Genomic DNA, 24,748 nt, shown 5'->3' on the forward strand with positions numbered 1-24,748 from the left:
CTGATGTCTCAGGAGAGTTGGAGGAGTCCACGGAGAAGATCACGGCTTTCGGCCGGATCCGGACTGTCCTTCGCGAGCTTCTCCATCACACCGGCGTACTGGGCGACCTCCTCGCGCTTGTCGAGGTAGAGGGCGCCGGTGAGCTGCTCCAGGTAGACGACGTCGGAGAGGTCGGACTCGGGGAAGCTGAGCATGGTGAAGGAGCCGCTCTCGCCGGCGTGCCCGCCGAAGCTGAAGGGCATCACCTGGAGCGTCACACCGGGGTGCTCGGAGACCTCGATGAGGTGCTTCAACTGCCCGCGCATGACGGCCCGGTCGCCGTACGGGCGGCGGAGCGCGGCCTCGTCGAGGACGACGTGGAAGTGCGGGGCGCGCTCGGAGACGAGGACCTTCTGGCGCTCGACGCGGAGCGCGACGCGGCGGTCGATCTCGGCCCGGGAGGCGCCGGGCATGCCCCGGGAGACGACCGCGTGGGCGTACTCCTCGGTCTGCAACAGGCCGTGCACGAACTGCACTTCGTAGACGCGGATGAGGGAGGCGGCGGCCTCCAGGCCGATGTACGTCTGGAACCAGCCCGGCAGGACGTCGCCGAAGCTGTGCCACCAGCCGGCGAGGTTGGCCTCGCGGGCGAGACCCAGGAGCGCGCCGCGCTCGGTCTCCTCGGTGACGCCGTAGAGAGTGAGCAGATCCTCTATGTCCCGGGCCTTGAAGCTCACCCTTCCCAACTCCATGCGGCTGATCTTGGATTCGGAGGCGCGGATCGAGTAGCCGGCGGCCTCGCGGGTGATGCCCCTCGATTCGCGCAGGCGCCTCAGCTGGGAGCCCAGGAGGATGCGTCGGACGACACTCCCGCCCGCTCCGTTCATTTCGCCTGCGGTCACGGCTCCAGCCTTCCCTTCACGGTGACGAGCCCCCGTCGAGCCCCGGATTCTGCCACCAAACGCTTCAGCGCGTACACATCCGATTACGGAAGGGCAGGCGGAGGGGTGAGATCCGGACGGCCACCGGACACGCCCGCGTCAAGAAGATTTCCACAGATTCGCCACAGGGTCGGACAGGTCCGGCATCCGGCGACCGCGTGCACGTGCATCTGCCCTTGCATCCCGTGGGCGCATTCGGAACCATGGACCCCGCGCAGCCGCGTACTCGTTCGCGTTGTCGTGTTGTCGCAATGTTTCGCACTGTTCGCACCGTTGTCGCACCACCACCGCGATTCCCGGGAGTGCCTCGCATGGGGACGAATGGATCGACCGTGCTCGAGCCTTTACGGCAGGGTCTCCCGCCGATCGATCCCGGCGCCGTCTCCACCTCCGCCTCCTGCGCCCTGCCCGCCCGCTACGAAGCCGTGCGCGGAGCCCGGAAGTTCACCAGCGCGACCCTCGACGAGTGGAACCTGGGCGACCGGTTCGACGACGTGGCCCTGGTGGTCTCGGAGCTGGTCACCAACGCGCTGCGGCATGCCGTGCCGGACGGCGGCGGTCCCGACGAGGCGCAGGGCCCGCCGGTGCGGCTGCACCTGATGCGCTGGGCGTCCCGCCTGGTGTGCGCGGTGCGCGACCCCAGCCGGGAGAGCCCGGAGGCGCGCGGCGGCGAGGAGGACTTCTCGGCCGAGTCGGGCCGGGGACTGTTCCTGGTGGAGTCGTTCAGCGACAGCTGGGGCTGGCACCCGCTGGCCGGGCGACTCCAGGGCAAGGTGGTCTGGGCGCTGTTCCGGGTCGGCCCGGAGGAGTAGGCGTCCGGACGCGCAGAACGCCCGCACACGAGCGGGCGCCCGTACGGCAGAAGTGGAGAAGGCCCCGGCGGTCACCGCCGGGGCCTTCTCGCCGTCCAGGGGCCGGGCCGTCAGACCAGGTGGTCGAACTCCCCGTCCTTGACACCCAGCAGCAGCGCCTCGATCTCGGCCGGCGTGTAGACGAGCGCGGGCCCGTCCGGGTGCCGGGAGTTGCGCACGGCAACGTTCCCCCCCGGCAGTTTGGCGAACTCGACGCAGGAGCCCTGGGAGTTGCTGTGCCTGCTCTTCTGCCAGACGACGCCTCGCAGCTCCGTGGCCGCCATGCCGTTGTACGCGTGGTGCGCGTGGTGCACTGGTAGCTCCCCGAGTTGCTTGGTACAGGTGTCAACTTCCCCGGATCATAGCTGCGTTCATATGCCGATGCATGAGCAGATGCACGTGCACGAGGCGTGGCGTAGCCGCTACGCGACACAGCGTGCGGCGGCGGGGAGCACGGCCCCGCACGGGCGGCCGCCCCCGCGATCTTCCCATCCGGATGGACGAGCGCGCGGGGGCGGGGGTTCCCTGGCCGGGCGGGTACGCAGGTCAGACCGCCGGCAGCTCCGACAGGAGGCGGCCCGTCCGGTCGTAGAGGCGGGCTCCCACCGGGGTCTCGTCTGGCGCGACGGCGTACCAGACGCCCCAGCCGGGGCTTCCGGGCAGGGTGAGGAGGGTGGCGGGGGTGGTCCGGCCCCAGGTGTCGACGAGGTCCACCCGGCCCGCGTCCCGGGTGCCGAAGTAGACGCCGGAGTGGAAGGTGCCCTCGCCCTGGTGGCTGAGGCCGGGACGGCGCAGGTCGAGGTTGCCGTCGGTGACGCTGCGGAACTGTTCGAGGCCGTCGACCCCGCCCTTCCAGTGCTTGCCCCGGTCGGTGAGCCACACCGTCCACCCCGGCGCGGCGGCGACCCGCTCCCCCGCCGCCACCGTCCGCACGGGGGCCGGGACCTGCGCGCCGCCGTCGGAGGTCCGGGGCGCGGAGGGCGCGGAGGACACCGGAGGGGCGGGGACGTTCGCGGCGGGGGCGGTCGTCGTGGGGACGGTCGTGGCGGGGGTGGTCGTCGTGGGAGCGGTCGTGGCGGTGGTCGGGACGACCAGGACCGGCGGAGCGGCGAGGCCGGCGGCCGGGGGCGGGTCGCCGGTCAGGGCCGCGCCGGCGGCGACGGCGGCCGAGACGCCGAGGACGGCGAGGAAGGAGAGGGCGACGGTACGCCGCCGGCGGCGGGCGCGGCCCTCGCGGACGACCTCCGCGACGGGCGCGGGGCCCGGGGTCACGTCGTGGGCGGCGCGGGCGAACTCGGCGCGGAGCAGGTCGTCCCACGCCTCTGCGGCGTCGGGCCCGGCGTCGGGCGGGGGGTTCATGGGCGGGCTCCGTAGGGGGTGCGGAGGGGCGGGCCCGGCAGGGGCGGGGCGGCCGAGGCGATCCGGGGGTGGGCGCGCAGGGCGGCCAGGCCGCGCCGGGCGTGGGTCTTCACCGTGCCGAGCGAGCACTGGAGGACGTCGGCGATCTCCTGCTCGGTCAGGTCGTCCCAGTACCGCAGGACCATCACGGTGCGCTGGCGGACGCTGAGGTCGGCTAACGCCTCGAAGAGCACGGCCCGTTCCTCGACGTGCTCGGCGTGGCCCGCGTCCCGGTGCCGGGCGGGCTCCGGCAGCACCGGGACGAGCAGGTGGGCGACCCGGCGGCGGCGCAGCCGGCTGAGGTTGTTGTTGACGAGGGCGCGGCGCACGTAGAGGTCGATCTCGTCGCGCGGGACCTTGTGCCAGCGGCCGTACACCTTGGCGAGGGTCGTCTGCACCAGGTCCTCGGCCTCGTGGAAGTCGCCGGTGAGCAGCCGGGCCGTACGGACGAGCCGCGGCCAGGCGGCGGCGGCGAACGCGGCGAAGTCGGCGTCGGTGCCGGGCTCGGGAGCCGGTGGGTGGGTCACGGTGCGGACCTCGCGATCGGGAGGTGGTGCGGCGGGGCCCGCCCCGTGCCGGGCCCCGCCGCGAGTGGGGGACGGCCCGTCCCCGATGAGGGGACGGCCCGTCAGGCGTAGATGCCGGGCAGCTCGACGAGGAGCCGGCCGTCGGCGGCGTAGAAGGCGACGGAGACGTCGTGGTCGGAGGGGGCGGTGTGGGCGTACCAGACGCCCCAGCCGGGCCGGCCGGGCAGCTGGAGCAGGGTGGCGCGGGTGACCCTGCCCTCGGCGTCGGTCACCTCGACCCGCCCGGGGAGCTCCGGGCCGCCGTAGACGCCCGAGTGGAAGGTGCCCTCGCCCTGGTGGCTCAGCGCGGGCCGGGTGAGGTCGAGGTTGCCGTCGACGACGCTGCGGAACTGCTCGAAGCCGTCCGGGCCGGTCCAGTACTTGCCCTGGCGGGTGAGCCAGAGGGTGTAGCCGCCGCCGGCGTCGACGCGCTCGCCGGAGCGGACGGTGCGCCACGCCGCGGAGGGCGCGGCGGAGACGGACGCGGCGGAGACGGACGCGGCGACGGGCGCGGCGACGGGCGCGGAGGTCGTGTCCTGGGCGGGTGCGGCGGTGGCCGGCGCGGCGAGGGCGGCGGCGGCCACCGCAGCCGTCACGGCCGCGCCCGCCGCGAGCAGGTACTTCTTCATGGGATCGCTCCTGGTTCCGGACGGTGTTCCACCCTTCTCAACTCCCCTCGTGCCACCCCTGGATGACAGCACGGCGGAGGATTCTCGGCGGAAGGGGCCTCCGGCGGTGGTTCAGTCGGCCGCGAGGGCGGTCGAGAGCTCGTCCAGGGCCGCCAGGAGCAGCCGGGCCGCCTTCCGCAGCAGCGGGTCGGCGACCTCCGTGTCCCAGGCGGCGACGGTCTCGCGGAGGTCGTCCCAGGCGGGCGCCCTACGTTCGCGGACCGCCTGGGCGCCCCGCTCGGTCGCCTCGCGCAGCGCCTCCGCGAGGCCGGCGGCGGCCGGCACGGGCGGGGCGCCGCGGTCGGGGAGGTGGGCCTCAAGGAGCATGGCGGCCCGTCCGAACTCGGCGATCGCGTGCCCGGCGTCCTCGGCCGCCGCGTGCGACAGCCCCCGGTGCCGCACCGGCTCGTGGCCCGCCCGGCCCAGCGCGTCCTGCCAGGCCACCCGGGCGGCCCGGGCGGCGAGCAGGGCCTCGCGCACATCGGGGCCGGCGGGCCCGGCGGGGTCGGCGTACCGGGCGGCGACGGCCGCCGCGTACCGTCCCGAGGCGGCCAGCCAGTCGGCGAGCCGGCCGCGCAGCCGGGGCGTCTCCCAGGCGGGGTAGAGGGCGTAGCCGAGCATCGCGAGGAGGCCGCCGAGGAGGGTGAGGGTGACCCGGTCCCGTACGGTCTGGGACACCCCGGAGCCCTCCATGCCGAGGAGGAAGACGACGTACGCGGCGACGCAGACCTGGCTGACGGCGTACCCCGTCCGCATCAACAGGTACATGCCGAAGGCGGAGAGGACGGCGAGGCCGGCGGAGAGGTACGTCCCCGGGTGCGCCGTCCGCACGACGGCGGTGGCGAGCGCGACGCCGACCAGCGTGCCGCCGAAGCGGGCCACCGAGCGGGCGTACGTCTGCGAGAAGTCCGGGCGCATCACCATCACGGACGCCATCGGCGCCCAGTACCCGTGCCCGAGCGGCAGCACCAGGCCGAGGAGGTAGCCGGCGGCGGTGACGGCGGAGACCCGGAGCGCGTGCCGCAGGATCGGCGACCCCGGCCGCACCTCGGCCCGCATGGCGGCGAGGGCGAGCGGGGCGAGCCGGAGGAGGGTGGGGCGGGTACGGGTGCCGGCGGCGGGGTCGGGGGCGGCGGGGTCGGGGCCGGCGCGGTCGCGGGCGACGCGGTCGCGGGCGGCGCGGTCGCGGGCGGCGGGGTCGGGGGCGGCGGGGTCGGGGGCGGCGACGTCCGGGGCGGCGGGCTCGGGGGCGGCGAGGTCCGGGGCGGCGGGGTCGGGGGCCGTTCCGCCGTTCGCCGGGCCCGCCTTCGGGCTCGTCTCCGTCCGGGGTTCCACCGTCTCGACGACGTCGCCGAGGAGGGCGGCCAGGCGGAGGGCGGCGCGGTGGGAGCGGTCGTCGAGGATCGTGCCGGTGTCGGGGGTGCGGAGGGCGGCCACGGCGGCCGGCGGCAGCCGCACCGGCTCGCCGTGCCGGATGGCGTGGGCCGCCGCGTCGAGGACCTCCCCGGCCGCGGCCAGCAGTTCGCGGACGCGGTCGCGCTGCGGCCCCTCGGCCGGGGCGCCGACCGCCGGGTCCGCCAGCGAGGCGAGCACCGGCCGGATCCGCTCGGCGAGCCGCCGGGGCCCGTGCAGTTCGGCCGGCCGGCGCCGGGCCTGCCGGGGGGTGACGGCGGCGGCGCTGCGGGCTGTCATGAGCGGCACCGGGTCGAAGGACGCGACCGGGTCGTGGCGCAGCCGGCGGGCGTAGTCGGCCTCGGCGGCGAGCGCGTCGGCGAGGGCGTCGCGCTGCGCGCCCCACGGCCGGACCGGGAGCAGCACGACCAGCGCGGCCTGGACGACCCCGCCCGCGAAGATCATGACGGCGTGGCCCGCGGCGGTCGCGACGGAGGTGGGCAGGGTGACCGTGACCAGCATGATCGCCACGTTGGAGGAGGCGATGAGACCGGCCGTGGGACCGGCCGCCCAGGCGAGCCCGGAGAGGAACGTCCACAGCAGCAGGAGGGCGAGGAAGAGGAGCGTGTGGGCGCCGGTCAGATAGCCCAGGAAGGTGGAGACGGCGAGGCTGCCGCCGGAGGCGAGCGCGAGGGTGGGCCGCGGCCGCCAGGAGCGCTGAAACGTGGCGATGGCGGCCTGGAACGCGCCGAACGCGGAGGAGGCGGCGACGGCGGGCCCGAAGAAGGCCAGCGAGAAGCCGATGACGAGGGCGAGCCCGAGGGCGCCGCGGGCGGCGATGGCGGGGGCCAGCCGCCGCCGCTCGACGGTGAGGCCGGAGCGGGCGGTCTCCCTCAGCGCCCGGAGCCAGCTCATGATCCGAGCGTAGCGACGATCTCCCCGTAACCCGACATTTCACCCCGGGGGTTCGGTGCCGGGGGGGCGATGCGTGCGGGGAGTGATGCGTCCGGGGGCGATGCGTCCGGGGAGCGACGCTCCCCTCCCGGAGAGCGCTGCTTCCGGGGATCGGCGCCGGCTGCGGCGAGGCCCCGTGGTTCAGTCCTGGCGACGGCGGTCCAGGCGGGCGCGGTCCGGGGTGAGGGCGGCGGACTCGGCGGCGGTGGCGCCGTGGTTCCAGCCCTCCTCGTCCCACATCGCGCGGACCCGGGTGGCCCGCGTCTCCGGGAAGAGCTCGTCCGTGCGGGCGGACACCGCGACCTCCCGGGAGGCGAGGACCGGCAGGAGGGTCGGGGCCTCGGCGGCGACCCGCCGGGAGGTCGCCTCCAGGCGGGCGCCGAGCCGGTTCGCGTACGCGAGCAGGAAGGACTGCCGGAAGGACTTGGTGCGCTTGCGGCCGCCCTTCCGCTGCTCCGCCTCCGCGCGGGTCATCGCCGCCGTGCCCTGCACGAGGAGCGAGGTGTACAGCAGCTCGACCGGGTCGAGGTCGGCCTCGAAGCCGACGACCGTCGAGAAGCCGTACGTCTCGTTCCACACGGCCCGGCAGTGGTTCGCGGTCGCCACCGCGTCGAGCAGGATCGCCTTCGCCTGCTCGTACGGGGGCTCCACGCCGATCCGGATCGCGCCGGGCGTCTGCGGCGACGGGGCGCCCGCCGCGAGGCCCGCCTCGTCGAGGCTGTGCCGGGCCATCAGCTCCTGCGCCTTCGCGGTCAGCGCCTCGGCCTCCTCCGGATAGCCGGTGGCCTCCGCCTTGGCGAGCAGCGCCCGGATCCGGGTGAGCATCCGCGGCTCCCCGACGGCCGCCGGCGGCAGGGTCTCGCCGGGTACGGGTCCCACCGCGTCGACCCGGGGCAGCCGGACCAGCAGCCGGTACAGCTCCAGGACGGCCGTCGCGTACGAGAAGCGGTCGGCGGGCCCGCCCGTCGCGTCGAGCGCGTCCAGCGCGTCGAGCTGTTCGCGCCAGCGCCGGGGCAGGGTCGCGTACCGGGCCGTCTCGGCGCGCACCAGCCCGCCGAGCAGCCGCAGATGTTCCTCCGCCAGCTCACGGCGGACCGTGCGGGCGAGGTCGGCGGGCTGCCAGCCGCGCTCCCACAGGGTCCGTACGAACTCCTCGCCGCGCCGCGCGAGACCGGCGTCGGCTCCCGGGTCGGCGGCGAGCAGGGACGCGGCCGTGTCGAGGGAGCGGTCGTCGCGGGCGTGCAGCGACTCCCGCAGCGCCCGTTCGACGGTGGACTCCCGTGCCTCGTCCCGCATGACCGTGCCCTTCCCGTGCCCCCGCGCCGACTCTCCTCCTCCGATGGTCTCAGGGCGGCGCGGCCCGCCCGGCGCCCGGGCGGGTACGCCTGTCCGGGCGGCGGGATGCGTCCTGTCCCGGGGGCCGGGGGGTCCCGTCCCGGGGGCCGGGGGGCGCCCTGTCCCGAGGACCGGGGGCGCGCCCTGTCCCGAGGACCGGGGGGGGCGCGCCCTGGCCCGAGGACCGGGGGGCGCGCCCTGGCCCGAGGACCGGGGGGGCGCGCCCTGGCCGGGGTCCGGGGGGCGCCCTGGCCGGGGCCCGGGTCCACCCTGCCCCGGGGGCCGAGTACGCGCCCCGGGGTCCAGATACGCCCGTCCCCGCGGACCGAGTACGCCCAGCCCCGCGGACCGAGAACGCCCTGTCCGCCGCCCGAGCACGCCCGGCCCCGCGGACCGAGTACGCCCTGTCCTCCGCCCGGGTACGCCCAGCCCCCGGGCGGGGTAGGCCTGGCCCTACCCCCGGGACGCCCGGCAGACGGCGTGACCCGGGGGGTGCCGGAACGGTTCGCTGGAGCCATGACCAGCACCCTTCCTCCTTCCGCCCCCGCCGCCGTGCGGCTCCGGGGCCTCGTCCGGCGGCACGGGAACGTGCGGGCCCTCGACGGCGTCGACCTCGACGTCGCCGCCGGGACCTTCACGGCCGTCATGGGCCCCTCCGGCTCCGGGAAGTCCACGCTGCTGCGCTGCGCCGCCGGGCTCGACCGCCCGGACGCGGGCCGCGTCGAGGTCGCGGGCACGGCCCTGGACGGGCTGAGCGAACGGCGGCTGACGCTGCTGCGGCGGGACCGGATCGGCTTCGTCTTCCAGTCCTTCAACCTGCTGCCGACGCTGACGGCCGCCCAGAACGTGGCCCTTCCGCTCCGGCTCGCCGGCCGTCGTCCGGCACGCGGCGAGGTCAGGGCGGCGCTGGCCCGGGTCGGGCTCGCCGGCCGGGAGCGGCACCGGCCCGCCGAGCTCTCCGGCGGCCAGTGCCAGCGGGTCGCCATCGCCCGGGCGCTGATCGCCCGTCCGGCGGTCCTCTTCGGCGACGAGCCGACCGGCGCGCTGGACTCCGCGACCGGCGCGGAGGTGATGGACATGCTCCGGTCCCTGGTGGACGAGGAGGGCCGGACGCTCGTCATGGTGACCCACGACCCGCTCGCCGCGGCCCGCGCGGACCGGGTCGTCTTCCTGGTCGACGGCCGTCTCGCGGGCGAGATCGTCGCCCCGACGGCGGACACGGTGGCGGCGACGCTGGCGGCCCTGCGGCCGGCGGGCGCGGGTGTGGACACGGCGAACACCGGTACGGACCGCGTGCCGGCGGCGGGGTCGGCGGGGTCGGCGTGCTGAGCGTCGTGCTGGGCGGGCTTCGGGCCCGCTGGGCCTCCTTCCTGGGCGGTTTCCTCGCGCTGGCGCTCGGCGTCGGGCTGCTCACGGCGACCGGGCTCGGCCTCGCCGCCGCCCTGGACCCGCCGGCCCACGCCCCCGAACGGTTCGCCTCCTCCCCCGTGGTCGTCCTCGGCCAGGACCGGCTCACCGTGGAGGTCCGGCGCGGCCCCGGAACCGCCCTCGTCTCCAAGCCGCTCGACCGTCCACAGCCTGTGGACACGGCCGTGCTCCGCGAACTCCGCGCCCGCTGGACGCTGACCGAGACCGAGACCGAGACCGAGACCGAGACGGAGACGGAGGCGGGCAACGCGGCGGGCGGCACCACCGCCCCCGACGCCGTCGGGCTCGACGCCCCCGCCGACCAGGTCCGGGCCGTCGTCGGCGACCGGGCGCAGGTGCTCACCGGCGACGACCGCCGCCGCGCCGACCCCGGCCACGAACGCGACGGGCACGCGCTCACCGGCCTCTACGCCCTCCTCGGCACCGCCGGCGGCGTCGCCGCCTTCGTCTCCGTCTTCGTCGTCGCCTCCGTCTTCGCGTTCTCCGTGGCGCTGCGCCGCCGCGAGTTCGGACTGCTCCGCACCGCCGGGGCCACCCCCGGCCAGGTGCGGCGGCTGCTGCTCGCCGAGGCGGCGGCGCTCGGCGTGACCGCGTCCGCGACCGGCTGCGCGCTCGGCGCGCTCGCCGCGCGGCCGATGGCGCGGGCCCTGGTGGCCCGGGGCCTGGCGCCCGACTGGTTCGCGTCGGCGGTCGGCGGGAGCGCCGGATGGCCGTACCACCTGGGCTTCTGGACGGGCCTCTGCGTCGCCCTCGCCGGCGCGGCCGCCGCCGCCCACCGCGCCGGACGGACCGGCCCGACCGACGCGCTGCGCGAGGCGGACGTCGACCGGGACGTGCTGCCGCCGGGCCGGGCGCTGCTCGGCGGCGGGCTGCTCCTGGCCGGGCTCGGACTGCTGGTGTGGACGTACGCCACCGAACCGGAGGCGCTGCTCAAGCGGAAGACGTACACGACCCTGCCGCTGCTCCTGATGGGCGGCGCGGCGCTGCTCGCCCCGCTCCTCGTGCGGCCCGTGGCCCGGCTCCTCCCGGTCCCGCGCGGCGGGGCCGTCGGACTCCTCGTCCGGGAGAACGGCGCGGCGGCCGTCCGCCGGACCGCGGCCGTCGCCGCGCCGGTCCTGGTGACCGTGGCGCTGGCCGGGACGCTCTTCGGCGCCTCGGAGAGCGTGACCCTGGCGAAGGAGACGGAGGCGCGGGACCGGACGGCGGCGCCGTACGTCGTCGAGGGACGGAAGGTGGAGCTGCCCGGATCGGCCGGGCGGAAGGGCGCGGTCGTCGCCGCCTCCGGGCCCACCTCCCTCTTCGTACGGGACGGGGCCGAGGCGCTCGTGAAGTACCAGGGCCGGGCGGTCGCCGACCCGGCCGCGTTCGCCGCGCTCGCCCGGCTGCCCGTCGTCGCGGGCGACCTGCGGGACCTCGACGACCGGTCGATCGTCGTCAACGAGGAGTTCGAGAGGCGGACGGTCGGCGAGGAGGTGGAGGTGTGGCGGGCCGACGGCAGCGGTCCGGTACGGCTCCGGGTGGCGGCGGTCCTGGCCCGCGGCACCGGCGACAACGGGCCGTACGTCACCCGCGCCCAGGCGCCCGGCTCCGCGCTCGACCGGCTGGAGTCGGACCGGCCCCTGCCGGCGGCCGGCACCGCCGCGGCGGCGGCGCCCGTCAACGAGGCGGCGCGGACGGGGCTCCGCCTGATCCTCGTCCTGGTCCTCCTCTACACGGTGATCGCGCTGGCGAGCACCCTGCTCATGGCCACGTCGGTGCGCGGCGGCGAACTGGCCTCGCTGCGGCTGGCCGGCGCCACCCGGGCGCAGGCCCTGCGGGCGGTGACGGGCGAGGCGGTCCTCGCGGTCGCCGTCGGCGCGGCGCTCGGACTCGGCGTGACCGCCGCGGTCCTCGGCGCCCTCGGCGCGGGGCTCGCCGCGCTGTCCGCGCCGGTCGCGCCGGCGGTCCCCTGGGCGCAGACGGGGGCGGCGGCGGGGGTGTGCGTGCTGGTCGCCGTCGCCGCGTCGGCCCTCCCCGCGTGGCGCCTCACCCGCTGACCGGCCATCGTGGAACAGGGCGGTGGCCGGGGTCGGAGCCGGGCCACCGCCCCTCTCCCGCCGGGCCCGGCTGGGTGGACGGCGCCGCCGGCGGGCCCTCCGTGTGGGCAGGCGCTCCGCAGCCCAGTGCCCGCCCTGCACGTCCGGCTCAGCGCCGGGCGCGGCTCTTCGGGACGGCGCCCGTTCGCCGCGCCCCCGTGTGGGCAGGCGCTCCGCAGGGCGGAACGATTGCCCACAACGGAGCGGCGCGGCCGATTGCAGCGGGGCCAGGGGCTACGGGGCCAGGGTCAGTTTGCCCTGGGCGTGGCCGGATTCGCTGAGTTCCTGCGCCCGCGCCGCCTCCTTCAGAGGAAACGTCTCCGCGTGCCGCAGCCGCAGCGTGCCCGCGACGACGCCCTCCGCCTGGGCGCTCAGCCAGCCCCGTACCCGCTCCGCGTCCTGCTCGGGGAGGCTGTACACGATGCCGTGCTCCGCCGCGTCCACGGACGCGATCGTCACGATCCGCGCCTTGTCCGCCACCCCCTCCCCGCCGAGCAGCGCGATCGCGACCGGCAGCACTCCGTGCCCCGCCGCGTCGAAGACCGCGTCGACGCCCCGCGGCGCCGCGGCCCGCACCCGGTCGGCGAGCCCGTCGCCGTACTCGACCGGGATCGCGCCGAGCTCCCGCAGGTACGCGTGGTTGGACACGGACGCCGAGCCGACGACCGTGACGCCCGCGGCGACCGCGAGCTGGACGGCGATGGTGCCGACGATCCCCGCCGCGCCGTGCAGGAAGAGCGTCTCGCCCTCCCGCACGCCGAGCTGCTCCAGGACCCGCGCCGCGGTCTCGCCGGCGACCGGCAGGCCGACCGCCGCCTCCCAGGACAGACCGGCCGGCTTCGGCAGGAGGTTGCCGCCGGCGAGGGCGTACTGGGCGTACGCGCCGGTCGTCGACCAGCCGAACACCTCGTCGCCGACGGCGAGTCCGGTCACGCCCTCGCCGACCGCGTCGACCGTGCCGGCCACCTCGATCCCCGGCACGGCGGGGAACGTCGTCGGGAAGAACTCCTCCAGGAACCCCCGGCGCACCTTCCAGTCCATCGGGTTGACGCCCGCCGCCACCACCCGCAGCCGCACCTCGCCGGGCCCCGGCACCGGCACCGCGGCGTCCGTCGTGTGCCGCAGCACCTCGGGTCCGCCGAACTCCTCGAAGAGGATCGCCTCCATCGTCGCCCCTGCGGTCGTCACTCGCCTCGCCGTCGTCATGTCGCCCTCCGTGTCAGCGCGTTCGCTTCTCGACACGATCAAGCGTGCGCCGGACGGCGCCTCTTCCCGGCCCGCCCTCCGGCCAGTACCACCTGTCCGAAAGACCAGCCCTGGATGGCCACATGACGCCTACGCCGGCGGTCATGGACCCGCTCACGCTGACCGCCGTGCACGAGATCCTCAGCCGGCCGCTCGACGGCGTCCTCGGGCAGCTCTCCGCCGCGCTCGCGCCGGTCGTCCCGCACACCGGCGCCGCCGAACTCGCCACCCAGTGCGCGCATTAGCGTCGGCGCCTGCGAGACCGGGGCGGGGACCGTACGCGACCGGCTGGTCGTCCTCGGCGGGCGCCTGGAGATCGAGGCGGTGCCGCACTGGGGCACCACCATGACGGCCGTCCTGCCGCTGGCCGCGCCGGACGCCCCGGCCGGGCCCGCGCACCCGCTGGCGACGCCGGGCGAGCGGGAGACCGAGGTCCTGCGGCACCTGGCGCTCAGCCACCGCAACCGGCACATCGCCGAGCAGCTGCACATCAGCGAGTCGACGGTGAAGTTCCACGTGGCGAACATCCTCGGCAAGCTCGGCGTCGCCTCCCGCGGCGAGGCGGCGGCCCTCTTCCACGCGGCCGCGTGAACGCCCGCCCGGGCGTCCGGGATGTCGTGATCCGCCGCTGTCAGTGGCGGATGCCAGACTCGCACCCATGAGCGAGAGGTGGGCGCTGGCGCCGGAGCCGGAGGGGGAGGGCGCGGTCCTGGTCCCCCTCGGGCCGGACGGCACGCCCGCCGGGGAGGCGCGCCGCGAGCCGGACCTGGTGGCGGCCGTCCGGGCCCGGCCCGAGGTGGCGCGCTGGGTGTGGCGGTCGACGGCCGAGGTGTACCCGCGGCTGCTCGCCGCCGGCGTCCGGGTCGAGCGGTGCTACGACGTCGAGGACGCCGAGCAGCTGCTCCTGGGCCACGAGGGCCGGCTCGGCGAGCCCCGGTCGGCCGCCGCCGCCTGGGCCCGGCTGCGGAACGCCCCGGTGCCGCCCGACCCGCCGCAGCGCACCGCCGAGCCCGGCTCCCAGGACTCCCTCTTCGAGCCGAGACCCGTCGTCTCCGTCCCCTTCGAGGGCCTCCTCGCCGTCTACGCGGAGCAGCAGCGCCGCCACGACCGGGCCGAGCACCCGGGCCGGATGCGGCTGCTCACGGCCGCCGAGTCGGCCGGGATGCTGGTGGCCGCCGAGATGCACCGGGCCGGGCTGCCCTGGCGGGCCGACGTGCACCGGGAGCTGCTGCACGAGCTGCTGGGCGAGCGGTACGCGGGCGGCGGCGAGCCGCGCCGGCTGGCCGAGCTCGCGGACGAGGTGTCCGCCGCGTTCGGCCGCCGGGTCCGGCCCGATCTGCCCGCCGACGTGGTGAAGGCGTTCGCGCAGGCCGGCGTCCGGCTGCGGTCCACCCGCCGCTGGGAGCTGGAGGAGATCGACCACCCGGCGGTGCCGCCGCTCATCGCCTACAAGAAGCTGTACCGGATCTGGACCGCGCACGGCTGGTCCTGGCTGGCGGACTGGGTGCGGGACGGCCGGTTCCGGCCGGAGTACCTGCCGGGCGGCACGGTCAGCGGCCGCTGGACGACCAACGGCGGCGGGGCGCTCCAGATCCCCAAGGTGATCCGGCGGGCGGTCGTCGCCAACGAGGGCTGGCGGCTGGTGGTGGCGGACGCCGACCAGATGGAGCCGCGGGTGCTCGCCGCGATCTCCCGCGACCCGGGCCTGATGGAGGTCGCCGGGCACCCCGACGACCTCTACACCCGTCTGTCCGACCGGGCCTTCTCCGGCGACCGCGACCACGCCAAGATCGCCCTGCTGGGCGCGATCTACGGGCAGACCAGCGGCGACGGCCTGAAGAACCTGGCGGCCCTGCGGCGCCGCTTCCCGCGCGCGGTCGCCTATGTGGACGAGGCGGCGAAGGCGGGCGAGGAGGGCCGGCTCGTCCGCACCTGGCTCGGCCGGACCAGCCCGAGGGCGGTCGGCGCGGGCGACGACGGCGAGGCGGGCCTCCCCCAGGAGGGCCCCGAACAGCCCGTCGCGGAGGACGGGTTCACCCCCGGCTACGCCTCCGGGAACGCCCGGGCGCGCGGCAGGTTCACCCGTAACTTCGTCGTCCAGGGCAGCGCCGCCGACTGGGCGCTGCTGATGCTGGCGGCGCTGCGCCGGAGTCTGTCGGACGCCGGGATGCGGGCCGAGCTGGTCTTCTTCCAGCACGACGAGGTGATCGTGCACTGCCCGGCGGACGAGGCCGCGGCGGTGACGGAGGCGATCCGGGCGGCCGGTGACGAGGCGGGCCGGATCGCCTTCGGGGCGACACCGGTCCGCTTCCCGTTCACGACGGCGACGGTGGAGCGGTACGCGGACGCCAAGTAGCGTCCGCGCACCGCCCGTCGCTCTCCCGTCCCGCCCTACTTCGCGGGCAGCTCGGCCCACTTCGGGTCGAGCGCGATCGCCTTCAGCTGCTCCAGGGTGAGCGCGGGCTCGGCCCGGGTGGCCGCCTCGTGCTGGGCGCCGGTGTTGAAGGCGCCGACGACGACCCGGAAGCCGTCCTTCGTCAGGGTGTCGGCGGTCCACCAGACGACGCCCGCGCCGCCCTTCTCGCCGGGCTGCTGGATGAGCTTCACCCTGCGGCCGTCGGGCAGGGTGGTGACGTCGCCGGAGCCGAAGAGGTCCCCGGCGACGTCGTCCATGCCGTACTGGACGTTGATCTGGACGAGGCTCCTGCCCTTGCCGTCGTCGACGACCACGTAGCCGAACTCGCCCTCGCCGCCCTCGCCGACGACCTCGAGTCCCTTCGGCATCAGCGAACGCAGCGTGTCGGTCACGCCGTTGCCGACGACATGCGGCGGCGCCTGGCGGACCTTGCCGGGCCGGCCGAGCTTGCCGGGCTGGGCGGGTGCGGTGGGCAGCGGCGGGATCTGCTGGAGCAGCGGCCGCCACGCGTCGGCGGTGACGAGCGCCTTGAGCTGGGCGGGGGTGAAGGGCGGGTTCTCGCGGCTGATGGCGGCGCCCTTCTCGGCGGCCGCGTTGTACTCGCTCGCGTCGATCAGGAAGCCGTCCTCGGTGAGCAGCACCGCCCGCCAGTTCTTGGTCTCCTCGCGCTTGTCGGGGTACTCGTACCCCTGGAAGACCATCCACCGGGAGCCGTCGGGGAGCCGGCCGGTGTCGCAGTCGTCGTGGGGGACGTACACCGGGTCGGGGCAGGTCACCATGTCGACGCCCGCGTCCGGCTCGCGTCCGGCGCGGCTGAGGAAGACGCCGACGGCGGCCTCGCCGTCGCCGTCGTCGTAGACGCCGCTGATGCCCTGGCCGGTGCCGTCGAGGTCGTCGAACCGCCAGTCTCCGGCGGGAGTGTTGGCCTTGAGGACGTCGGCGATCCGCGAGAGGGGGATCTCCGCCATGCCCGGCTTCAGCGACTCGGAGGCCGGTTCGCCGCTCGACTCCGGGGTGGGCGCGGCGGTCGGCGATCCGCTGGTCGTGGGGGCCGCGGCCACGCCCGCCTTCTCGGCGGGTCCGCCGGGGGTGACGGCGGTGCCGGCGTACACGCCGCCGATGCCGACGGCGGCGAGCGCGAGGGCTCCGCCGGTGACGGCGAGGCGGCGGCGGAGCAGCCTGCGGCGGCCGCGGGCGAGTCCGCCGGTGACCAGCTCGGGCCGGCCGTCGAGGGCGAAGCTCTCGCCGGTGGTGCGCAGGGCCGAGCCGAGCTCGTCGGCGAACCCGGCGTCGGGGTCGTGGTGGTCGTGCTGGGGCATGACGAGATCACCGTCTCTGCTTCGGAGGTACGGGTGAGGGCTCGGGCGTCGGCGGACGGCCCGAGGAGGTGAAAGGGGACCGGCGGCCGTCAGCGGGTGGCGAACTCGGCGATGCTGCCGCCGAGGCGCTGCCGCAGTTTGCCGAGGGCGCGGGTGGAGCGGGTGCGGACGGCCGCGGAGCTGGTGTGCAGGGCGTCGGCGGTCTCCTCGACGCTGCGGTCCTCCCAGTAGCGGAGCACCACGACCGCCCGGTCCTTCGGGGGCAGTGCGGCAAGCGCGTCGAGGAGGGCGATCCGCAGCAGCGGGTCGGTGCCGTCGTCCGGGGTGTGGTCGGGCAGTTCGCCCAGCGGGCGCTCGGTCGCGGAGCGGCGGCGCTGGTGGCTGAGGAACGTGCGGACGAGGACGGTCTGCGCGTACGCGGCCGGGTTGCCGATCCGGGACGTCCGTCCCCAGAGGGCGTACATCTTCCCCAGCGTCTCCTGCGTGAGGTCCTCGGCGAGGTGAACGTCCCCGCTGGTCAGCAGGCAGGCCGAGCGGAACAGCTGGCCGGTGCGGGCCGAGGCGAACTCCAGGAACTCGTCCGCGCGGGACGTTCTCATGCCCCTCCTCTCCCTGGCGTCGGTCGCGAGGGGTCACGGGCGGTCGCCCTGTGCGATCGCCCCGCTCGCTGTCGTGCCGTACACCCCATCGACGCGACGGAGCCGGGGAAATGTTTCACCGGGCCTTTCGGAGAATCTGTCCGCGCCACGCATCCGAAGAAGCGGAATCGGGTAATCCTCTCGTATGAACACTCTCAGCGCAGAGGTCCTGGCCGCTGGGGTTTGGCAGTCAGGTCTGGCACAAGTGCTCGGCGGCCTGGTTCTCGTCGCCGTCCTGATCACGGCCTTCTGGTTCGGCTACCGGGTCCGCACCCGGGAGCCCCGTCCACCGCAGCCCGAGGAACAACCGCACCGCCCGGACACCGGTGCCCTGCCCGGCGAGATGTCGGAGTACCGCCGCCCGGCCGAGATGCCGCAGACCGACGGCGAACACCGGCTCATGCCGTACCAGCTCAAGGACGCCGGCACGGAGACCTCGCCCGATCCCCCGAGCGAGGAGAAGCGCAAGTGGGGCGGCATCTCCAGCGGCGGCTTCGGCAGCGGAGGCCCCGGACACGGCGACTGACGTGCACACCACCCCGCGCCCGGACGCGGCGACGCCCGTGCCCACCGCCCCGGGCACCCGGACCCGGCTGCGGGCGATGGCCCACGGCCTGCTCGGCTCCGCCCCGGAGGCGGACCGGGCGGTCCGGGCCACCGAACGCCTCCTCGCCTCGTACGGCCCCGGCCCCCGCGCCCGCCGCGGCCCCGGCCCGGTCCCCGACCCGGGACCGCCGCCCGAGGCCGTCCTGGCCCGCGTCTGCCTGGGCCGGCTCCGGGCCCGCGAGGCCCGCCGCACCGATCCGTGGGACCCCTGGTCGGACTCGCCGGACGCGCCCGGACCGACCCCCGCGGAGCGGCTCGTCCTCGTCCTCCACGACCTCTTCGGCGTCCCGTACGAGGATCTCGCCCTCGCCCTGGAGCGCGCCCCGGCCGCGGTCCGCCAGATCGGCGCCCGCGCGAGGGCCCGGGCGCGGGGCGCCGAGGAGATGCCCGCGCCCGATCCGGTACGCCTCCGGGCGGCCGTCGACGCGGTCCTCGCCGCCGCCCGGGAGGGCGACACGGCGGCCCTGCGCGCCCTGCTCGACCCGGACGCGGTGCTGCGGGCCGACACCGGGGCGGTACGCGGCGGAGTCCGGCCCGCCCACGGCGCCCCGGCGGTCGCCCGCGTCCTCGCGGCCCGGGCGGCGGTGGCCCGCCCGGTCCTGGTCGACGGCGCTCCCGGCCTGATCGCCGCGCCGGACGCGGTCTACCGCTTCACGGCCCCGGCCGGCCCGATCACCTCGATCGACGTCCTGGCGGACCCGCCCCACCTCTCCCGCCTGACGATCTCGTCCTAGGCCGACTCCGCTCCGTCCGCCCGCCGGCCGGCCCGCCCGGCGATGTGGCCGGGCACGGCGGCGGCGAGGTCGGCCGGCAGCGCGGGGTCCGGCACGGGCGTGCCGAAGGTGGTGACCACCGGCAGCACCCCGGCCCACAGCCCCAGCTCCGCGTCCTCGGAGTCCCCGTCGTCCGGCGGTCCGGTCCGCGTCTTCACCGACGCCTCGGTGAGGTCGAGCGCGAGCAGCGAGGTGGCCGCCAGCTCCTTCCGGCTGGGCCGGCGCACGTACTCCCACTGCCCCGGGCTGCTCTGCTCGGTCAGCGCCCGCAACCCCCGCAGCTTCTCCTCGGGGTCGGTCACCGCCTCGGGCACGCCGTAGACCATGGCGCACCGGTAGTTCACCCCGTGCTCGAACACGGACCGCGCGAGGACCAGCCCGTCCACGTGCGTGACCGTCACGCAGACGGTGGACCCCGGCGCCTGGACGAGGCTCCGGCTGGCCACCGAGCCGTGGACGTACAGCCGGTCGCCGTCGACGCCGTACGCGGTGGGCACCACCATCGGCACGCCGTCGACGGTCACCCCGAGATGGCACAGCCACCCGGCCGCCAGCACGGCGTCCAGGTCCTCCCGCCGGTGCGACCCCTTCTCCCGCATCCGCCGCAACCGCGTCCGCTCGGTCACGCCGAGCTCACTCCCGCCCACGCTGCCCCCTGCTCGTCAGGTCCGGCCCCTGAGCGGCCCGGACATGGATCGCGGCGATTGAACCATCCTCCGGACCCCCGGCGGCGGGCCCGTCCGCGGCCCGGGCGGCGGAGGGCGCGGCCTTGCGGAACGTGCCGTGCGCCGTCATGATCCCGGCGATGACCAGCACCGCGCCGACCGGCTGGTTCCAGGACAGCCGCTCGCCCAGCAGGAGAACGCCCGCCGTGACCCCGACGACCGGGGTGAGGTAGGTGACCGCGGAGGCGTTCACCGCGCCCCACGCCTGCACGATGTTGTTGTTCCACAGGTAGGCGAGCCCGGTGCTCAGGCCGCCCAGCGCCACCATCGACAGCGTGATCGGCAGGTCGAGGCGGGGCGCGGGGGTCACGATCCAGGGCGTGGCCAGCAGCATGACGGCCGCGCCGATGGTCACCTGCACGAACGCGACGCCGACCGCCGGCAGCCGCAGCGGGGTGATGTACCGGCGGAGGTAGACGAAGGCGACGCCGTAGCAGGCGGTGGCGCACAGACAGGCGAGCTGGGCCACGAGCCGGCCGTCACCGCCGCCGGCCAGGCCGCCCGGCCCGATCAGCACCAGGACCCCGGCGAACCCGGCGAGCAGGCCCGTCGTACGACGCCGGTCGAGCCGCTCGTCCGCCAGGGCGACCGCGCCGACCAGCAGGGTCAGCAGCGGGGTGGTGGCGTTGAGGATGCTCGCCATGCCGGAGTCGAGCCGCTGCCCGGCCCAGGAGAAGAGCAGGAAGGGGACGACGCACAGCAGCATGGAGACGACGGAGAGCCGCAGCCACAGCCCGGGGTCCCGGGGGATCCTGCCGCGGGTCACCGCCATGACGCCGCAGAGCGCCACCGCGCCCAGCACCAGCCGCCCCCACACCACCTGAGCGGGCGTCAGCCCGTCCAGCGCCACCTTGATGAACAGGAAGCTCGAACCCCACGCGCATGCCAGCGCGACGAACTGTGCCCCGATACGCAGCCGCAAGCCGACGCCCCTCCCTCTCCCCCGGTACCGGGCCTACTCCGCGGCGGGAACCACCGGCGCGGCGATGGACGCCACCTCGGGCGCCGCGATCCGTACGTAGTCCTCCGTGGCCATGACCACCGAACGGTCGAGCCGCCCCGCGTTGAAGGCGATCTCCTCGTGGGCCGCCAGGAACTCCGCGTCCACCACGACCGGCAGGGTGCCGGTCAGCGACAGCGGCGGGATGGCGCCGACCACGCAGCCGGTGAGCTCCTCGGCCAGCTCCGCCGGGGCGAAGCCGCCCTTCTTGCCCTCGACCGCGGCGACGACCTTCTTCAGGTCGGCGCGCCGGTCGCCCGCCAGCACCGCGAGCACCGCGGGCGCGTCGATCCCCTTCACCCGGCACACCAGCGCCTTCGCGCCCTGCGAGACCGTGGTGCCGCGCACCGCGGCCACCTCCTCGGAGCGCCCTTCGGCCGGGTGCTCGACCACGCGGTACCGGGCCCCCTCGCGTTCGAGCAGCTCGACGAGCCGCTCGAACGGGCTGGGGGAACCGGCCGCACCGGCGGGGTCGGCGGGGCTGGCAGGACGGACGGGGCTATGCATGGGCGGTCTCCCAGGGCCTCTCGGACGTGCGGTCGCGGAGCGGGGACGCGTAGCGCCGCTCCAGCCGGCTGACGAAGGTGTCCACGAAGGACGGCGGCGCGTGGGTCCAGGACCGCCAGTCCCGTGTCGCCTCCGCAAGGTACGACATGCGCCGCACGTGCTTCCAAGTCCCTTCACCCGTAGGAGCGTTGCCCTCCGCGCCGAGATCGACGGGCAGATGGGCGCCGAGCGCCTCCAGGTAGTCGGTGTAGACCCCGCTGCCGAAGTTGACCCGGGCGACCCCGTGCGCCGCCAGGGAGGCGAGGTCCACGCGTGAGATCGAGCTGCCGCCGTGCACGGCGAGGGCCCGTCCGGTGCCCTCCAGGGTGCCGGTGAGGGCCTGGACGAGCCCGTGGTCGATCGCCGCGTACCGGTGCTCGCGCGCGGGCTCGACGGCGAAGACCTCGTCCCACAGTTCGGCCTTGCGCCGGGTCTTGGCCAGCCGCCGCTCCAGCCACTCCTGTTCCAGGAGGTCGACCAACGGGCGCTGGAACACCGGGACCCGGGCCCGGGCCTCGCGGAACACGACGTCGAGCCGGGGGCGGGCGTCCGGCCCCTCCCCCTCCGTCGTGGCCCGCCGGGCCAGCGCCGCGACCAGCCGGTGCTCGGCCGAGTAGCCGGGCAGCCCGGCCTCGGTGAGCCCCTTCTCGACGCGCGCGCAGGCCTCGGCGAAGGCGTGCAGGTCGTCGCCGGTGGCGCGGGCGTCCATCAGGCCGACCTCGGCCAGCGACCGGCGGGTGGTGGCGAAGCCGTAGTCGAAGCTGTGGAACTGACCCACGTGCGCCCCGACCAGGTCGAGGTCGGTGTCCCCGACGAACCTGGCGAAGTCGCTCGTGGTCGTCTTGTTCCACTTCCGCAGCCCGGCCCCGTCGATGGAGCCGATCTCGCCCTCGACGAGGACGCCGTAGCGGCGGGCCAGTTCGGTGGCCGCGTTGGTGAACAGCACGTTCTGGTGGAGCGTGCGGCCGGAGCCGTCGACCATCACCGAGTCGAAACCGGCCTCGCAGGCGGCCTGGATCACCTCGTAGTCGTCCGCGTGGTCGAGATGGAGCGACAGACGTGAGCCGACGACGGTGTTGAGCCGGTCGACGTCCTGCCGGAGTCCGCGGAACACGTCGGCGACTGCGGCGGCCGGACCCCGGCCCGCGCTGTCCGCGACGAAGAGGAGGGCCTCCTGCGGGGAGATCTCGCAGTACACCTCCCGTCCCGTGCGTGCCGAGAGCAGGGCGTACGGCAGCAGCATGGACGGGTGCTTCACGTTGAAGTTCGGCACGGCCCCGGCCCACCGGGCGGGCGGCGCCGACTGCGCCGCGCCCGCCGGCCGGCCGGGCCGCCGGTTGCGCAGCTCCCAGTGGTACTCGTGCCGTACCCGCTGCACCTCGGCGAGGAAGTCGGGCAGGTCCGTGTCGCCGGGCGACAGGGTGCGCACGAGCGGGCCCAGGGCACGGGGGTCCAGGGCGCGCCGGTCCTCGACCATGAAGACGACGCCGAGCAGCGGGTCGTCGCGGCGCAGCGCCTCGGTGCGGCGGGCCGCCCAGCCCATCGCGGCCAGGCCGCTGACCGGGAGTTCCTCGCAGACGAAGGCCACCGACTGGGCGGCGAGGGTGTCGAGCACCCGCTCGCAGGAGAGCCGCTCGTCGGCGATGACGGTCCGCAGGCCGAGCCGTTCGAGGAGTGGCCGGGCCCACCGGGTGTGCCAGACCTCCGCGCCGATCACGGCGTGCGGGGCGTCGCCGCGGCGCGGCTGCACGGCGGCGCCGAGGACTCCGGGCGGCAGAGCGCGCGCCGCCGGTGCCGGCTCGGCCTCGGTGGCGGTGCTCACCGGAACACCTCCCCCAGCAGACGGGCCGCGGCGGGCGAGTCGACGTGGGCGTCGAAGGAGTAGGCGAGCCGGTCCAGGGCGTGGTGCTGGAGCAGGTCGGCGACCTCGGCGCGGACCGCGGTGGGTTCGGCCCGGCGCAGCACCACCTTCGCCACCAGCCGGGCCACCTCGCGCATCTCCGCCTCGCGCAGCCCGCGCCGGGTCATCGCCTGGACGCCGAGCCGGAGGCCGTGCAGGCCGTTGGCGCCCGGCACCTCGATGTTGGTGGTGCGGATGCCGGCGTGCGCCAGGTCGCCCAGGGAGAGGCGCAGCGCGTCGGCGGCCGAGCCGGTGATGACGTGCACCTGATGGGTCTCGGTGAAGCCGAAGGACTCCCCGGAGACGCGGACGCCCTCCTCGTGCAGGGCGTGCGCGAGGGCCTGGGCGTTGGCGACGATCTGGCGGGCGTAGTCGTGGCCGTGGAGGGCGATCTCGGCGAGGGCCACGTACATGGGGGCGATGAGTTCGGCGTGCGAGTTGGACTGCATCTGCGGGCAGACCCAGTCCGAGACCGCCTTGAGCTTGGGGTGGTCGGCGTCGCGGAAGGCGATGTACGCCTTCTGCGGTCCGGCGATCGTCTTGTGCGTGTTGCCGTGCACGGCGTCCGCGCCGAGCAGGGTGGGCTGCGGCAGCGCGCCGCCGGCGATCAGGGCGCCGTCGTGGCTGGCGTCGTAGGCGAGGAAGACGCCCTCCGGCAGCGCGGCCCTGATCTGGGCCAGCGGCTGCCAGCGCAGCTTGAACGACTGGTCGAGGATGACGAGTTTGATCTCCGGGTGCTCGGCGCAGAGGGTGGCGAGCCGGTCCACGTCGATGAGCAGGGTCCGCTCGACCATCGGCAGGTGGTACGTGTTGACGCCGGCCGCGGCGGCCAGCGACTCCAGGGCGAAGTGGCCGCCGTCCTTGTGCGCGAAGTGCACGAAGCCGTCGCCGCGCCCGCAGGTGCCCAGCAGGACTGCCTGCTCGGCGACCGAGCCGCCGTTGGGCCGCCAGTCGAAGGTGGCGGCCTCGAAGAGCTGCCGTCCGATGCCGGTCAGCTTCCCGACCAGGGAGGCGTTGGCGCCGGAGTCCGGGAAGGCCCATTCGCCGGCCTCGGAGGGGTACGGCGGGGCGAACTCGTAGAAGCCGCCCTGCAGTCCGCTGCCGAGCATCCGGACCAGCTTGCTCGGGTAGTTCTCGCTGGCGGTGAGGCTCAGGTGCTGCTCGCGGTAGGTGTTGTCGAGGACGAAGTCCGAGGCGAGCCGTTCCAGCAGGTGCGCCACCCGGTCGTCGTCGGTCCCCGTCGGCCCGGTCCCGCCGCCGTACTCCTCCGAGGCGTCCTCGATGATCGCCTCGGCCTCCACGGCCGCCGCCCGGCCGTCCTCGTCGGCGAGGCCGATCCCCCGGTCTTGTTCTGCCACACGCATGGAACAACCCCCGTCGCATGTCGAACGAACCAAAAAGAAAAAGACGCCGGAAAGGGGCGGAGATCGATGCCGCCGCACGACGCTGTGCGGGGCCATGGGCCGGAACGAACCGGCTCTCCGCCGCTCAGAACATTTCCGCGAGTCCCCCGGAACCTCGGCCCGTATCCCGAGGCATCCACGTGCCAATGCCGCCGAATATATACGAGAGAGATCACCGCCGTCCGCCAGGATCCGGCCATTCCGCCACGGTGCCCACCTGCGACGATCCCCGCCCTGCCGTCGGCCCCAGAACCGTTCGTTCCGCCCCGCACGGGCAGCCTGCGAAACCCCCCGAAACGGCACGTCCGCCCTGACTTGAATGCGACCTGCGGAACGCCGATTTCCGGCCGCCCCGAACACGGAACACCCTCCGCCGTTTCAGATCCTGATATCAGACATCGGGAAATCGACTCCGCATGCCGATAAAACGTGGCGAATGAACAAATTCCGCGCGTCGACCATGGGAGACCGCAGCGCACTCCGGAATGTCATGGAAATGCAAAAGGGCCAGGTCAGCTGGTATCTGACCTGGCCCTTCTCGGAGCCGCCTTCGGGATTCGAACCCGAGACCTACGCATTACGAGGGCCCG

The 24,748-nt window shown here is 75.5% G+C and carries 23 protein-coding genes; 8 read left to right on the top strand and 15 right to left on the bottom strand.

Features of this window, described 5'->3' with window-relative positions; genetic code table 11:
- Window positions 1-8: 8 nt before the first annotated feature.
- The gene (locus ABFY03_RS17145; RefSeq protein WP_386723689.1) at window positions 9-881 is read right to left on the bottom strand and encodes a helix-turn-helix domain-containing protein; all 873 of its coding nucleotides are present in this window, start codon (window positions 879-881) and stop codon (window positions 9-11) included.
- A gap of 350 nt (window positions 882-1,231) precedes the next feature.
- Here ABFY03_RS17145 and ABFY03_RS17150 point away from each other — a divergent pair, with 350 nt between their 5' ends.
- A complete protein-coding gene (locus ABFY03_RS17150) occupies window positions 1,232-1,732 on the top strand; it encodes an ATP-binding protein (RefSeq protein WP_319009034.1) in 501 nt (166 codons plus the stop codon).
- 110 nt (window positions 1,733-1,842) lie between these two features.
- On the opposite strand, the gene ABFY03_RS17155 is transcribed toward ABFY03_RS17150, so the two are convergent.
- The 6 genes from ABFY03_RS17155 to ABFY03_RS17180 all read right to left on the bottom strand — a co-directional run bounded on the left by ABFY03_RS17155 (window position 1,843) and on the right by ABFY03_RS17180 (window position 8,045).
- Window positions 1,843-2,055 (bottom strand): DUF397 domain-containing protein, encoded by a 213-nt coding sequence (locus tag ABFY03_RS17155; RefSeq protein ID WP_030219358.1) that lies wholly within the window; start codon window positions 2,053-2,055, stop codon window positions 1,843-1,845.
- Between the two features lie 262 nt (window positions 2,056-2,317).
- Window positions 2,318-3,130 (bottom strand): hypothetical protein, encoded by an 813-nt coding sequence (locus tag ABFY03_RS17160; RefSeq protein ID WP_346170272.1) that lies wholly within the window; start codon window positions 3,128-3,130, stop codon window positions 2,318-2,320.
- Entirely contained in the window at window positions 3,127-3,696 is a 570-nt protein-coding gene (locus ABFY03_RS17165) for a SigE family RNA polymerase sigma factor (RefSeq protein ID WP_346170273.1), read from the bottom strand. Before ABFY03_RS17165 ends, ABFY03_RS17160 begins: the two co-directional genes overlap by 4 nt.
- Before the next feature lie 101 nt (window positions 3,697-3,797).
- Window positions 3,798-4,364 (bottom strand): hypothetical protein, encoded by a 567-nt coding sequence (locus ABFY03_RS17170; RefSeq protein WP_346170274.1) that lies wholly within the window; start codon window positions 4,362-4,364, stop codon window positions 3,798-3,800.
- Between the two features lie 111 nt (window positions 4,365-4,475).
- Window positions 4,476-6,710 carry an FUSC family protein gene (locus tag ABFY03_RS17175; RefSeq protein WP_346170275.1) on the bottom strand — a complete coding sequence of 745 codons (2,235 nt, stop codon included), beginning with the start codon at window positions 6,708-6,710 and terminating at the stop codon, window positions 4,476-4,478.
- Between the two features lie 180 nt (window positions 6,711-6,890).
- Window positions 6,891-8,045, bottom strand: a complete 1,155-nt coding sequence (locus tag ABFY03_RS17180; RefSeq protein ID WP_346170276.1) for a DUF2786 domain-containing protein — start codon at window positions 8,043-8,045, stop codon at window positions 6,891-6,893.
- 555 nt (window positions 8,046-8,600) lie between these two features.
- Between ABFY03_RS17180 and ABFY03_RS17185 the strand changes: the two genes are divergently transcribed.
- Complete coding sequence (locus ABFY03_RS17185) at window positions 8,601-9,413, top strand: ABC transporter ATP-binding protein (RefSeq protein ID WP_346170277.1); 813 nt, start codon at window positions 8,601-8,603, stop codon at window positions 9,411-9,413.
- Window positions 9,407-11,548, top strand: a complete 2,142-nt coding sequence (locus ABFY03_RS17190; protein WP_346170278.1) for an ABC transporter permease — start codon at window positions 9,407-9,409, stop codon at window positions 11,546-11,548. Before ABFY03_RS17185 ends, ABFY03_RS17190 begins: the two co-directional genes overlap by 7 nt.
- Before the next feature lie 273 nt (window positions 11,549-11,821).
- Here the strand turns inward: ABFY03_RS17190 and ABFY03_RS17195 are convergent, their stop codons facing one another.
- A complete protein-coding gene (locus ABFY03_RS17195) occupies window positions 11,822-12,754 on the bottom strand; it encodes an NADP-dependent oxidoreductase (protein ID WP_346172261.1) in 933 nt (310 codons plus the stop codon).
- Between the two features lie 161 nt (window positions 12,755-12,915).
- On the opposite strand from ABFY03_RS17195, the gene ABFY03_RS17200 reads away from it, so the two are divergent.
- The 3 genes from ABFY03_RS17200 (at window position 12,916) to ABFY03_RS17210 (ending at window position 15,188) form a co-directional block, all read left to right on the top strand.
- Window positions 12,916-13,077 (top strand): hypothetical protein, encoded by a 162-nt coding sequence (locus ABFY03_RS17200; RefSeq protein WP_346170279.1) that lies wholly within the window; start codon window positions 12,916-12,918, stop codon window positions 13,075-13,077.
- Between the two features lie 79 nt (window positions 13,078-13,156).
- The gene (locus ABFY03_RS17205; RefSeq protein ID WP_346170280.1) at window positions 13,157-13,423 is read left to right on the top strand and encodes a response regulator transcription factor; all 267 of its coding nucleotides are present in this window, start codon (window positions 13,157-13,159) and stop codon (window positions 13,421-13,423) included.
- Window positions 13,424-13,490: 67 nt separating this feature from the next.
- Window positions 13,491-15,188 carry a bifunctional 3'-5' exonuclease/DNA polymerase gene (locus tag ABFY03_RS17210; protein WP_346170281.1) on the top strand — a complete coding sequence of 566 codons (1,698 nt, stop codon included), beginning with the start codon at window positions 13,491-13,493 and terminating at the stop codon, window positions 15,186-15,188.
- A 35-nt stretch (window positions 15,189-15,223) separates the two neighbouring features.
- Here ABFY03_RS17210 and ABFY03_RS17215 read toward each other — a convergent pair whose 3' ends face one another.
- Complete coding sequence (locus ABFY03_RS17215) at window positions 15,224-16,567, bottom strand: hypothetical protein (protein ID WP_346170282.1); 1,344 nt, start codon at window positions 16,565-16,567, stop codon at window positions 15,224-15,226.
- A gap of 89 nt (window positions 16,568-16,656) precedes the next feature.
- Complete coding sequence (locus tag ABFY03_RS17220; protein ID WP_319009046.1) at window positions 16,657-17,166, bottom strand: SigE family RNA polymerase sigma factor; 510 nt, start codon at window positions 17,164-17,166, stop codon at window positions 16,657-16,659.
- Between the two features lie 184 nt (window positions 17,167-17,350).
- On the opposite strand from ABFY03_RS17220, the gene ABFY03_RS17225 reads away from it, so the two are divergent.
- Both ABFY03_RS17225 and ABFY03_RS17230 read left to right on the top strand, forming a co-directional pair.
- Window positions 17,351-17,731, top strand: a complete 381-nt coding sequence (locus tag ABFY03_RS17225; RefSeq protein WP_319009047.1) for a DUF6479 family protein — start codon at window positions 17,351-17,353, stop codon at window positions 17,729-17,731.
- A gap of 1 nt (window position 17,732) precedes the next feature.
- Entirely contained in the window at window positions 17,733-18,545 is an 813-nt protein-coding gene (locus ABFY03_RS17230) for a sigma-70 family RNA polymerase sigma factor family protein (protein ID WP_346170283.1), read from the top strand.
- Here ABFY03_RS17230 and ABFY03_RS17235 read toward each other — a convergent pair.
- From ABFY03_RS17235 to ABFY03_RS17255, 5 genes are read right to left on the bottom strand one after another with little or no spacing between them, the layout of a single operon-like run.
- Window positions 18,542-19,183: a pyridoxamine 5'-phosphate oxidase family protein gene (locus ABFY03_RS17235; RefSeq protein WP_319009096.1), complete on the bottom strand. Its 642-nt coding sequence runs from the start codon at window positions 19,181-19,183 to the stop codon at window positions 18,542-18,544. The two genes, ABFY03_RS17230 and ABFY03_RS17235, sit on opposite strands and share 4 nt — an antisense overlap.
- A gap of 34 nt (window positions 19,184-19,217) precedes the next feature.
- Entirely contained in the window at window positions 19,218-20,231 is a 1,014-nt protein-coding gene (locus ABFY03_RS17240) for a DMT family transporter (protein WP_346170284.1), read from the bottom strand.
- A 33-nt stretch (window positions 20,232-20,264) separates the two neighbouring features.
- Window positions 20,265-20,816 (bottom strand): YbaK/EbsC family protein, encoded by a 552-nt coding sequence (locus ABFY03_RS17245; protein ID WP_346170285.1) that lies wholly within the window; start codon window positions 20,814-20,816, stop codon window positions 20,265-20,267.
- The gene (locus tag ABFY03_RS17250) at window positions 20,809-22,677 is read right to left on the bottom strand and encodes a class II fructose-bisphosphate aldolase (protein WP_319009051.1); all 1,869 of its coding nucleotides are present in this window, start codon (window positions 22,675-22,677) and stop codon (window positions 20,809-20,811) included. Before ABFY03_RS17250 ends, ABFY03_RS17245 begins: the two co-directional genes overlap by 8 nt.
- On the bottom strand, window positions 22,674-24,119 hold the full coding sequence (locus ABFY03_RS17255; RefSeq protein ID WP_346170286.1) for a PLP-dependent aminotransferase family protein: 1,446 nt from the start codon (window positions 24,117-24,119) through the stop codon (window positions 22,674-22,676). Before ABFY03_RS17255 ends, ABFY03_RS17250 begins: the two co-directional genes overlap by 4 nt.
- Window positions 24,120-24,748 lie beyond the last annotated feature (629 nt).

The sequence above is a fragment of the Streptomyces roseofulvus genome (assembly GCF_039534915.1).
Taxonomy (GTDB): domain Bacteria; phylum Actinomycetota; class Actinomycetes; order Streptomycetales; family Streptomycetaceae; genus Streptomyces; species Streptomyces roseofulvus.